Genomic DNA, 11,681 nt, shown 5'->3' on the forward strand with positions numbered 1-11,681 from the left:
GCTCTGCATTCCGGTCAGAACCGCGATGTAATGACCCGCTTGCCCGCCATGCGGGCCCAGATCCCCATCCACAGCATTCCGCCGGACTCGCTGCCGTGCCAACGGACGACTTATGGCGGTTGCTTTGCCCTGTCCTCGACACCTGATCGCGAGAGGGAAGACACATGGCTGACGAAATGGTGCGCCAAGCCCAGGTATTTGTTAATCAGACCTACGGCAACATCATCGGGATGACTGTCACGGAGAACGGTCAGACCGGCTGGAACACCATGTATGCCCTGACTCGGGCGCTCCAGTACGAGTTGGGCATCACGAGCCTGTCCAACAACTTCGGGCCGGGCACCCTGGCGGCTCTCCAGTCGCAGTACGGCAAGCTGGACGAGACGAACATTCCCAACCCGAACTTCTGCAAGATCATTCAGTCTGCCCTCTACTGCAAGGGATACGACGGCGGCAGCCTCGACGGCACGTACAGCTCCCGTGTCAAGGACGCAGTCGCGAAGCTGAACCAGGACATGGGGCTGAGCACTGTGTACCCGGGCAGCTCTCTTTGGCCGAAGGCCATCAAGGGGCTGTTCAACATGGACGCCTATGTCACCGTCAACAACGGCTCGAGCGCCATCCGGTCGGTCCAGCAGTGGCTGAACGGCCGGTACATCCTCCGCAGCGACTTCTACGTCATACCCTGCGACGGCCACCACTCCCGTGACGTGGCCAAGTCCATGCTGTACGCGGTCCAGTACGAGCTGGGCATGGCCGACGGTGTGGCCAACGGCGTGTTCGGGCCCGGCACGCAGTCCGGCTTGAGGTCGCACACGGTGTCGGTCGGCAGTACCGGCGCTTGGGCGCGCCTGTTCACCGCGGCGATGGTCCTCAACAAGCGGGATGTGTCCTTCGGGGATTTCACCGCAGCCGTCAAGGCTGGCGTGGAGAGCTTCCAGTCGTTCGTCAAGCTTCCCGTCACCGGGCAGGGAGACTTCTCCACCTGGGCCTCCCTCCTTGTCTCCTATGGGGACCAGAGCCGTCAGGGAGAGGCCTGCGACGGCGTCACGAAGATCACGTCTGCCCGGGCCCAGACACTCAAGGCAGCCGGTGTCAGGTACATCGGCCGCTACCTCACCAACCCCAGCAGCACCTCGCTGCCCGAGAAGGCGATCCAGCCCGGCGAACTCCAGACCATCGCGGACAACGGACTGCGCTGTTTTCCGATCTACCAGACCTTCGGGCGTGACGCCTCCGACTTCAGCTATCCCCAGGGACGGTGGGCCGGCCAGGCCGCGGTCAACGCGGCGCTCGACCACGGTTTCAAGGCGGGAACACGGATCTTCTTCGCCGTGGACTTCGACGCTCTCGACGCCGACGTCACCAACAGCGTCCTGCCGCACTTCAAGGGCATCCAGGACGCAATCATCGATGACGGCAACCGGTTCGAGATCGGCGTCTACGGGCCGCGTAACGTGTGCACCCGTGTCTCGGAGGCCGGTCATGCCACCGCGTCCTTCGTCTCCGACATGTCCTCGGGCTTCTCAGGAAACTTCGGCTATCCACTGCCCGCGAACTGGGCCTACGACCAGATCGTCACCCGCACCCTCGGCTCCGGCTCCGGCGCCATAGAGATCGACGTCAACATCGCCTCAGGACGCGACACCGGACAGGCGTCGTTCAACGCACCTCGCACCCCTGTCCCGGACACCGGCCTCAGTCCGTCCGTCCTCACGGCCATGCGGACGGACGTCGGCAAGTACATGGAGTCGATCGGCTTCCCCAACGACGGTGGCCTCAGGTCACATACGCATGAGGCCTGCTTCCAGTGGACCGTGCTCGAGTACGACGCGGTCATCACCCTGCTCGCCTACCGCTACAACATGCGAAAGGCACTCATCCAGACGTCCGCGTACTGGGAGATGCGGCACATCGACGCGGTCGACGTGGCCAAGGACCTGGAAGTGATGGCGGAGTTCCAAGCAACCGGGTCCTTCCGGGACAGTTCCACGGGTATCTGCCAGATCTTCGGCAGGACTGCCACTCTGGCGTGGAACCACGCCGTCCAGAGGGGTTACACAGAGGGACCCGTCCGCGACATCAACAGCGATCAGGACAAGTACAACATCTGGCGCGATTGCATGGAGGACAATCAGTTCGCCCTGTCCACGGTCCCTCTCGTCCACCTGTGGAACGCCGACGGCGCCCCGGGTAACACCCCCGAAGAGACTCCTCTTCGCTCCATGCGCCTGGACTACACGGAGAACGAGACCTTCGAGATTCTGCGCAGGTACCAAGGGCCGGCCGGATCAGAGGCGACCCCGCACGCCAAGCAGCGGATGGCGCTCTACCAGATCATGGAGAAGTACAACGCCATTTCCCGGAACGTATGACAAGCCGCCGCGCGTGATCAGAGCCTCCGACGACATCTACGTCGTACCAGGTGATCAAGGGCGCGGCAACCCTGCTACGGGCGTGCTCTGTCGGCAATACGTGAATCCGGCGACAGGCGTTCTCGGGCCGGCTGCTGCTGCCCTGACCGTCGCGGCACGTTCACACAACAAGAACGAGGAGACGAAGAAGTGACAGTGAACATTTCTCGCCGGGCCGCGCTGCGTCGCGTCGCGTTTGTCGCGGCCGGCGTTGCCCTCGGATCACAGGCACTTTCCGTTCCCGCCCGCGCGGCGGGGAATGCCCCCGACCCGGACAAGCTCCGCAAGGAGATCCGGAGGGTTCAGGAACGCAACAAGCGTGCCCTGACCGGTGTTGTGTCGAAGAACGGCTGGGAGGTGGAGAAGATTGCGGACGACCACGGCAGTATCTACACCAGACCTGTTCCCGGCACACCGCTCGACGGCGTTCAGATGCGCATGGCGGACGTCGAGACGGTCCTCGTGCATGTGATCAGCCGCTTCCATTACGAGATCGACACCCTCCGCAAGGGCGACGTCGTCGGCTGGCGCAAGCCGGACGCCGTCCGGAGGGGAAGAGCGGAGTCCAATCTGGCGTCCGGTACGGCGGTGCAGATCCGGCCGGGTTCCTACCCTGCCGGGGCACGCGGGGGCTTCTATCCCATGGAGGAGCTCGTGGTCCGGGACATCCTCGCCGAATGCGAGGGTGTTGTGCGCTGGGGAGGTGACGACAGCCGGCCGGACGAGTCGCTGTTCTACATCGACGTGCCACCGGGCGAGGAACGTCTCGCCAAGGTCGCGGCGAAGATCCGTGACTGGAACTACACGCCTGGCCGGGGCGCCGGCGTTCTTGTGGACCATCTCCAGCCTCGACGGCGTGCGGATGCCGAGCGCCTCGCTGCCCGGCAGTCCTGGGCCTGATCACTGACCGCGCTGTTTCGCCCGGGTGCGTCTGCCTGGGCGGAACCGCGTAAGTGCCCTCCTGACCTGGGACGACGAGCCTTGCAGCAGGGTTCCGTCGGCCCGGGTCGGGAGGCGCTTTCCACGTGCGGGACGACGCCGTAGGTGCCCGGCTCGCCCGGTACGCAGCCGTCCGCGTCGAGCTACTGCCCGCACACGGCCGTCACCTTTCGCCCGCTGATCCTTCCGCGGAACCGACACCAGCGGATCAGCCACGAAGGGCGCCAACCACGCCCGAGAACCGTCTGCTTCATGTACGTCCTTCCAGTGCCGCGGCAGGCAACGTTCGCCCCGTCGCGACGCCCGGCACGCTCCCCCACTGCCTGAAGGCGTGGGAGGTGCCCCCACTCGCCGCACCGGCCGAAAGCCCGAGTACGTCCAGTACGAGGACTTCCGGCCGGCACACCGAGAGCACGCACCGAACACCGCTCCTTGACAGGCAAACGTTGCCTGCCGCGGCACTAAGGGCTGTCCCGTAATCCCCGGCGGGCGCACGACGACAGCTACGGCACCTCGCCGCGTTGTCGGATCGCCCGAATACGCCCGGTATGAGGACGACCCTCCGCCTTGCGATGCACCGCATCTGACGCCGCGCGCTGATCCACCGGGGATTACGGGACAGCCCTTAGGCGATGACCGCGGCCCGCACGCACAGCACGTCGGGCAGGTGCGACGCCAACTGCCGCCAGCTGTCGCCGTCGTCGGCGGAGGCGTACACCTCGCCGTTCCGGTTGCCGAAGTACACACCCGCCGGGTCCGCGTCGTCGGTGCACAGCGCGTCGCGCAGCACCGTGCCGTAGTGCTGCTCCTGGGGCAGGCCCGCGCTGAGCGGCTCCCATGAGCGGCCGGCGTCCGCCGTGCGGAACACCCGGCAGCGGCGATCGGCGGGCACCCGGTCCGCGTCCGCGTTGATCGGGAACACATACGCGGTGTCGCCGCGGTGCGGGTGCGCGGCGGCGGCGAAACCGAACGTGGACGGCAGGCCCTCGCCGATGTCGGTCCAGTGCGCGCCCGCGTCGTCGCTGCGGTACACACCCCAGTGGTTCTGGAGGTACAGCCGGTCCGGGGTCGACGCATCCTGCGCGATCTTGTGCACGCACTGGCCGAACTCCGGGGCGGGATTCGGCAGGAACACCGCGGAGACCCCGGAGTTGGACGGCTCCCAGCTGACCCCGCCGTCCGTCGTGCGGAACACCCCGGCCGCCGACACGGCGACCGTCACCGCTCTCGGATCGCGTCGGTCGGTGACGACGGTGTGCAGGCCCTCTCCGCCGCCGCCGGGCACCCACTCCGAGCGTGTGGGGTGCTCCCACAGCGGGCGGACCAGGTCGAAGTGCTCCCCGCGGTCCTCGGAGCGGTACAGCGCGGCCGGCTCCGTGCCCGCGTAGACCACGTCCGGCTCGGCGGCGGCCGGGTGCAGCTGCCACACCCGCTCCAGCGAAGCCCCCGTGTCCTTGGGGAACTTGACGGCGGGCCGAGCGGGCTCGGTCCAGGTCCGGCCCAGGTCGTCGGAGTGGAACACCGACGGACCCCAGTGCGCGCTGTCGCCGCCGGCCAGCACCCGCGGGGTGGCGCCGCGCGTGTCGATCGCGACCGAGTACACGGCCTGGGCGTTGAAGTGGGGGCTCTCGTCGAACTCCCAGGTGCCACCGCGCCGGCGCCCGATGAACAGACCCTTGCGTGTGCCCACGGCGAGCAGTACCCCGGCCATGCCGATCACCTCCGCGACGTCCTCGTCTCAGATATCGGCCAGTCTGCACCCCACCACTGACAATCACTCCCGTCATCGCTCCGCCGCAGGTCAGCCGGGTGTCGTCGATCACCGCGCCGGCGTGCCCGGCGCGGCTCGACCCGCTGCGGTGCGCGCCTCCCGCGGCCGTCGCCGCCCCCGGGACCGACCGCCGGGGCACGTGCCCTGAGCAACGAAGCGCGGCGCGCCGTATGGGAGGGCGGTCGGGGGAGGTCCGTGCGCACGAGGAGGAAGCCTTCGATGGCGTTCCGTTGTCCGAGGGGATGGCTGTGGCGCTGGCGGCGCAACCCGCTCAAGCGCCGCGCCGACGTGGTGGAGGCGTGGGTCCTGCTCGGCACCGGAACGCTCACCGTGGTCGTGGGGGTGCTCGCCGGTCTGACGGTGACCCGGTCCGTGGAACGGGAGATGGCCAGGGAGCGTGCCGAGTGGCGTCCCGTGGCCGCGAGTCTGACGGAGGACACCCCGGGGCCGCCTCCCGCGTCGAGCGTCGAGCAGGTGTGGGCCGAGGTGCGCTGGGTCGCGCCGGACGGCTCGACGCGCACGGGGCAGGCCCGGGTCCGTCCCGGCAGCCCCGAGGGGAGCCCGGTCACCGTGTGGACGGACGGCGAGGGCGGCCTGGTGGCCGAGCCCGCCTCCGAGGAGCAGGCCCGGCTGCGGTCCTCGCTGGTCGGCGGCTTCGTGGGAGGGGGTGCCGCGGCCGTTCCGCTGGTCGGCGGACGTCTCCTGCTCGGCCGGCTGGAGTGCCGGCGCCTGGACCAGTGGGACGTGGACTGGGCGCGCTTCGACCCGCTGTGGGGGCCGAGGGCGGGCTGACCGCCACCGGCGGCACCGACGCTCCGCCCGCGCACGGCACCCGCGTGCCGGGTCGGATCCGTACGGCAGGGCGCGGCTGAGCCGGGCGCGTCCGAGTCGCGCGCGTGTGTGCGGCGCGTACGACGCCAGTGCCGGGCCCGTGCCGCACAGTCCCGGGTCGTGCTGTGCGGCGTCCGTGGGCCCCGGCACGCGCGTGTGTGCAGCGCGTACGTACGGCAGCCGCGTCCGGCCGGTGCCGTAAAGCACCCTGGCCGGCGCTGTACGGCCTCCTGTGAGCCGAGCCGGCGCCCTGCTGCCTCCGTGCGCCAGCCCCGGTACGTCGGTGCGTCAGCCCCGCGCCGTACCGTCGCACGTCGCGATCTGTCCGATCGTGACGAGTTCGTGGCCCCGGGGCGGCCACGGTCCGTTCACTTCCCGCCCGGCAGCGCCCTGTCGAGGATCGTGTCGAGGTCGGCCGCGTCGGGGAGCGTGCCGAACGAGTGCCCCCAGTCGCCGCCGAGGCGGGTGGCGCAGAACGCGTCGGCGACCGCCGGCGGAGCGTGCCTGACCAGCAACGAGGCCTGAAGGGTCAGCGCCATCAGCTCCACCAGCCGCCGCGCACTCGACGCGGTGGCCGTGGGCAGCGTCTGCTCCAGCCGGGCCACGGCGGTGTCCAGCCGCGCGTCCGCCCCGCGGGCCAGGGCGAGTTCGTCGAACAGCGCCTGGGCCGCACCGGCCTCGCGGCTCAACGCACGCAGCACGTCCAGGGCGTTGACGTTCCCCGAGCCCTCCCAGATCGACAGGAGCGGCGCCTCACGGTAGTGGCGGGGCATGCCCGAGTCCTCCACGTAACCGTTGCCGCCCAGGCATTCCAGGGCCTCGGCGGTGAAGGCCGGGCCCCGCTTGGTGACCCAGTACTTGCCGACGGCCGTGGCGATCCGCCGGAACGCCGTCTCGCCCGCGTCCCCGCGCACCGCGCGGTCGGCCGCACCGGCCAGCCGCAGCGTGAGGGTGGTGGCGGCCTCCGACTCCAGCGCCAGATCGGCGAGTACGTTGCGCATCAGCGGCTGGTCCACCAGCCGGGCTCCGAACGCGCTGCGGTGGCGCACATGGTGCCCGGCCTCGACGAGCGTCTTGCGCATCAGCGTCGCCGACGCCATCACGCAGTCGAGCCGGGTGCAGTTGACCATCTCGATGATCGTCTTGACGCCCTGTCCCTCGGCGCCGACCAGCCAGGCCACGGTCCCGTCGAACTCCGGCTCGGAGGAGGCGTTGGAGCGGTTGCCCAGCTTGTCCTTCAGACGCTGGATGCGGAACGTGTTGCGGCTGCCGTCCGGCAGCACCCTGGGCACCAGGAAGCAGGACAGGCCGTCCGGAGCCTGCGCCAGTACCAGGAACACGTCGCACATCGGCGCCGACGTGAACCACTTGTGCCCGCGCAGGGTGTACACGCCGGGCTCGGCCGTCGCGGTGGCCACCGTGGTGTTCGTCCGGACGTCGGAGCCGCCCTGCTTCTCCGTCATCCCCATGCCGGCGAGCAGTCCGCGCTTGCGGGTCGGCACGTCCAGCGCCGGGTCGTACTCGCGGCTGGTCAGCAGCGGTTCGTAGACGGCGGCCAGCTCCGGTTGGCGGCGGAGCGCCGGAACCGCCGCGTACGTCATCGACGTCGGGCACCCGTGCCCGGCCTCGGTGTGTCCCCACACCAATCCGCCCGCCGTACGGGCGACATGGGCGCCGAGCCGGTCGTCCGCCCAGGCGGAACCGGCCAGCCCTTCGTTCACCGCGACGCGCATCAGATGGTGCCAGCTCGGGTGGAACTCCACCTCGTCGATCCGGTTGCCGTAACGGTCGTGGGTGCGCAGCTCCGGCTCGTGCCGGTTGGCCTGCTCGCCCCACTCCTGCGCCTGCGCGCTGCCCGCCCGCACACCGAGCCGCCGCAGGCCGTCCTCGGCCCACCCGGCACCCTCACGGCGCAGCCCTTCCAGAAGGGCGGGGTCGTCGGACGCGTCGTACGGGGCCAGGGGCGGGGCCTGGTTGGTGACGTCGTGGGTGGCGGACCGCTGCTGCTCTTGGACGAGTGTCGGGACCATGCCGCAAGTGTTGCACTCTGTCTACGGTCGCAGCAATAGTGCAACATCGGAAATCGGACACGTACAGTACGTGCTCATGCGCGTAGACGAGTTCCCGCGGCCCGGCGAGGTCGACCTGCGCCCGTTGTCGGCCCGGTCCGTCGTGCTGAGCCTGCTGCTGGGCACTCACCCGCCCGAGCTGCCGGTGCGGGACCTCGTGCGCGCCGTGGAGCGCTTCGGTGTCGGCGGCTCCACACTGCGGGCCGCGCTCAGCCGGATGACGGCCGCCGGTGATCTGCTGCGCACGGACGCCGGCTACCGGCTGAGCGAGCGCCTGCTGGAGCGCCAGCGTCGGCAGGACGAGTCCGTGCGCCCGCACACGCGCGCGTGGGACGGCGACTGGGAGATGGTCGTGATCACCGCCACGGGCCGCGAAGCCGCCGAGCGCGCCGGACTGCGCACCAGGCTCACCGCCCTGCGGCTCGCCGAACTGCGTGAGGGCGTGTGGCTGCGTCCCGCCAACCTGGTCAGGCCCCTGCCCGCGGACCTGGCCCGGGTGGCCCAGCACTACACGGCGCGGCCCGAGCGGCCGGCGAGTGAGCTGGCGGCGGCCCTGTGGCCGCTCGGCGCCTGGTCGGTAACCGCCCGGCGGCTGCTCGACCGGGTCTCCGGCGACCGAGGTCCCGCGCTCCGGCTCACCGCCTTCGCGGCCGTCGTACGCCATCTGCTCGCCGATCCCGTCCTGCCCCCCGAGCTCCTGCCCGCCGACTGGCCGGGCCCTGCCCTGCGCGCGGCGTACACCGCCTATCAGGAGGAACTGGCGAAGGAGGTGCGGGCGCGGGGGAGCGAAGCGTGACAGGACGACCGCACGCACGCCGAGCCCGCGCCCTACTTCGGGGCCGGAGGCCACCCGGCCGCGCTACGTCTCCGCCGTCCGTGCCGCGCTCAGCAGCGACTCCCAGTCAGGCAGTTTCACCACGCTCCGCCCGAGCGAGGACCCCAGCTCGGCCTCGGCCCGTTCGATGGCCTGCCATCCCGCCCAGTCGACCGGCTTGATCCCTTCGGTCCGCAGCGCCGTGAGGGCGTCGTCCGGCACCACCTTGCGTTCCAGGACCGGCGCGTCCTCCAGCAGGGACAGCACCGTCTCCTTGGCGCACGGCCGGTTGCTGCCGATGACGCCCGTGGGGCCCCGCTTGATCCAGCCGGCCACGTACTCGCCGGGCGCGACGACCCCCTCGCGCAGCACCCGGCCGGCCAGCTGGGGCACGGTGCCGGTGGCCGGGTCGAACGGCAGCCCCTCCAGCGGCACTCCGTGATAGCCCACCGACCGCAGTACCAACTGCGCCTCGATCTCCTCGTACCGGCCCGTCCCGGTGACACCACCCTGTCCGTCCGGCTGCGTCCGCTCGAACCTGACCGCGCCCACGCGGCCGTTCTCGGCGAGGATCTCCACCGGGCGCTGGAAGAAGCGCAGCCGGATCCGGCGCGGGAGGTCACCGGGCGGCCGGGCGGCCCAGCCGCGGAGCACCTCCACGTTCCGGCGCTGCGCGGCCGGCAGCGACGACGGGTCCACGTATCCGGGATCCGGCGCCAACTCGTCGGCGTCCACGAGGACTTCCGCATCCGGCAGGGACCCCAGCTCGCGCAGTTCCTTGGTGGTGAAGCGGGCCTGTGAGGGACCGCGCCGCCCCACCATGTGGATGTCGGTGACCCGGCTCGCCTCCAGCGTGGTGAGCGCCGCCTGCGGCATGTCGGTGGGCCTCAGCTCGGCCGCGCCGCGCGCCAGGATCCGGGTGACGTCCACGGCGACGTTGCCCACGCCGATGACCACGGCCGACCGGGCGCCCAGCACGAACCCGTCCTCGACGGTGTCGGGATGCGCGCTGTACCAGGACACGAACTCCGTGGCCGAGAAGCTGCCCGGCAGATCCTCGCCGGGGATCCCGAGGCGGCGGTCGGTGGCGGCACCGACGCAGTACACGACCGCGTGGTAGAGCTCCCGCAGCCGGGCGGCCGGCACTCCGCCCTCGCCGACCTGGACTCCGCCGAGGAACCGCACCCGTTCGTGCTCCAGCACGGTGCGTAGGTTGTTCTGGAGCGACTTGATCTTCTCGTGGTCGGGGGCCACACCGTAACGGACCAGGCCGTACGGGCTCGGCAGCCGGTCCAGGACGTCGACGAGCACGGTGGGGTCCAGCTGGACGAGGCTCTGGGCGGAGTAGACCCCGCTCGGTCCGGAGCCGACGACGGCGACACGCACGGCGGAACTCCTTCGTCCGGTGGATCTACCGGGGGATCGTCCGGTGCATCACGGGAGATCGCTGTTGGCTCCAGCATTGCACCGCGGCGGCTCCGCTGACAGGGTGCCGCGCCAACTACGGGGTGCGTGTCCGCCCGGATGGAGGGTGATGGCGCAGTTACGTTGCGTGTGTGCTAGGAGCATCCCTTCTTAGTCTTTCCGATCGCCGTCCCGAGGACGGCGCGGTGTCCGTGTGGCCCGCTTGGGAAGTGCGGGAGGAGGGCGGTGCGACGGTCTGGTTCCACGTGCGGCTCGGCTTCTCCGACGGCGCCCGGGTCGACGCGCTGGCCGTTCTGTCCGGCGGCTGCGTCACCCTGGAGGAGGTCCGGGCGCGGCCCTCGCTGTCCGTGGACGACCTCGCGGTGCTCGCCGACTGGATCGAGGGTCCGCTGGGCTCGGCGTGCGGGGCGGACGCCGGGCCGTCGTGGGAGGGGGCGGGGCGAGGCCGGCGTGCCCGTCCGGCCTGGCCGCGCGGTGTGGAGGGAAGCCGGAGGGTGGCGCAGGAGTACCGCACCGCGCAGAGCGAGGGCCTGGACCCGGTGCTCGCGGTGATGGGCGCGACCGGGCACAGCCGTCGCCGATCGCTCCGTCTGATCGCGCAGGCGCGTGACGCGGGTTTTCTGACCTCGCGTCACGCGCGGCGCTGAGCCGGCCCGGTGGCGCCGGGCGTCACGCCATCCTGTGCATCCGCGTGATCTCGCTCGTCTGCTGGGCGATCACGTCGTCGGCCATCTCCTCGATCCGCACGTTGTTGCCCTGTGATTTCACGTCCGTCGCCATCGTGATCGCCCCCTCGTGGTGAGTGATCATGAGGGTGACGAACAGCTGGTCGAACGCCTTGCCCTCGGCCGCGCGCAGATTCTTCAACTGCCCCTCGGTGGCCATGCCGGGCATCGGGCCGTGGTGGTGGCCCTCGCCCTTCTCGCCCTCGCCGTGCGACTCCAGCCAGCTCTTCATCACGGCGATCTCCGGCCCCTGCGACGCCTCGATGCGCTCGGCCAGCTTCTTCACCTGGGACGACTCGGCCCGGTCCGGGGCGAGTTCGGTCATCTCCAGGGCCTGTGAGTGGTGCTGGATCATCATCCGGGCGTAGTCGATGTCCGCCGAGTTGGGCGAGTCGTCGTCGGCGCGCTGCTGCGCGGCGTCCTCGGCGGACATCGTGCGGTTGTCCTCACCGGGTTTGCCGGGAACCAGCACCGAGGGGCCGCCGGCCCGGTCCGGCTCGGCGTCCGACCCGGAGTCGCAGCCCCCGAGCGTGAGGACGGCGAGCGCGGCCAGGGACACCGCGGCGAGGGGCGCGAGCGAGGCTCGGCGGATGGGCACAACGACCTCCTGTTGCGGGCGGGATGAGGGGTACGCCTCGTGCTTGATGTTGACCGTCCTAACACGCTTCCGAGCAGGAACGAGCGAAAACCTTC

The 11,681-nt window shown here is 70.5% G+C and carries 9 protein-coding genes; 5 read left to right on the forward strand and 4 right to left on the reverse strand.

Features of this window, described 5'->3' with window-relative positions; translation table 11 throughout:
- Positions 1 to 164: 164 nt before the first annotated feature.
- Both DN051_RS33415 and DN051_RS33420 read left to right on the forward strand, forming a co-directional pair.
- On the forward strand, positions 165 to 2,375 hold the full coding sequence (locus tag DN051_RS33415; RefSeq protein ID WP_053757548.1) for a glycoside hydrolase domain-containing protein: 2,211 nt from the start codon (positions 165 to 167) through the stop codon (positions 2,373 to 2,375).
- 189 nt (positions 2,376 to 2,564) lie between these two features.
- The gene (locus tag DN051_RS33420) at positions 2,565 to 3,314 is read left to right on the forward strand and encodes a hypothetical protein (RefSeq protein ID WP_112440399.1); all 750 of its coding nucleotides are present in this window, start codon (positions 2,565 to 2,567) and stop codon (positions 3,312 to 3,314) included.
- A 664-nt stretch (positions 3,315 to 3,978) separates the two neighbouring features.
- On the opposite strand, the gene DN051_RS33425 is transcribed toward DN051_RS33420, so the two are convergent.
- Positions 3,979 to 5,064, reverse strand: coding sequence for a WD40/YVTN/BNR-like repeat-containing protein (locus DN051_RS33425; protein WP_112442584.1), 1,086 nt, complete (start codon positions 5,062 to 5,064; stop codon positions 3,979 to 3,981).
- Between the two features lie 279 nt (positions 5,065 to 5,343).
- Here DN051_RS33425 and DN051_RS33430 point away from each other — a divergent pair, with 279 nt between their 5' ends.
- Positions 5,344 to 5,916: an Rv1733c family protein gene (locus DN051_RS33430; RefSeq protein WP_112440401.1), complete on the forward strand. Its 573-nt coding sequence runs from the start codon at positions 5,344 to 5,346 to the stop codon at positions 5,914 to 5,916.
- 407 nt (positions 5,917 to 6,323) lie between these two features.
- Here the strand turns inward: DN051_RS33430 and DN051_RS33435 are convergent, their stop codons facing one another.
- The gene (locus DN051_RS33435) at positions 6,324 to 7,985 is read right to left on the reverse strand and encodes an acyl-CoA dehydrogenase family protein (protein ID WP_112440402.1); all 1,662 of its coding nucleotides are present in this window, start codon (positions 7,983 to 7,985) and stop codon (positions 6,324 to 6,326) included.
- 76 nt (positions 7,986 to 8,061) lie between these two features.
- Here DN051_RS33435 and DN051_RS33440 point away from each other — a divergent pair, with 76 nt between their 5' ends.
- Positions 8,062 to 8,820, forward strand: coding sequence for a PaaX family transcriptional regulator C-terminal domain-containing protein (locus tag DN051_RS33440; protein ID WP_112440405.1), 759 nt, complete (start codon positions 8,062 to 8,064; stop codon positions 8,818 to 8,820).
- A 63-nt stretch (positions 8,821 to 8,883) separates the two neighbouring features.
- On the opposite strand, the gene DN051_RS33445 is transcribed toward DN051_RS33440, so the two are convergent.
- A complete protein-coding gene (locus DN051_RS33445; protein ID WP_112440407.1) occupies positions 8,884 to 10,224 on the reverse strand; it encodes an FAD-dependent oxidoreductase in 1,341 nt (446 codons plus the stop codon).
- 224 nt (positions 10,225 to 10,448) lie between these two features.
- On the opposite strand from DN051_RS33445, the gene DN051_RS33450 reads away from it, so the two are divergent.
- On the forward strand, positions 10,449 to 10,910 hold the full coding sequence (locus tag DN051_RS33450; protein ID WP_053757543.1) for a DUF6214 family protein: 462 nt from the start codon (positions 10,449 to 10,451) through the stop codon (positions 10,908 to 10,910).
- Between the two features lie 22 nt (positions 10,911 to 10,932).
- Here DN051_RS33450 and DN051_RS33455 read toward each other — a convergent pair whose 3' ends face one another.
- A complete protein-coding gene (locus tag DN051_RS33455; RefSeq protein WP_053757542.1) occupies positions 10,933 to 11,586 on the reverse strand; it encodes a DUF305 domain-containing protein in 654 nt (217 codons plus the stop codon).
- Between the last annotated feature and the right edge of the window lie 95 nt (positions 11,587 to 11,681).

This window comes from Streptomyces cadmiisoli (assembly GCF_003261055.1).
GTDB classification, from domain to species: Bacteria; Actinomycetota; Actinomycetes; order Streptomycetales; family Streptomycetaceae; genus Streptomyces; species Streptomyces cadmiisoli.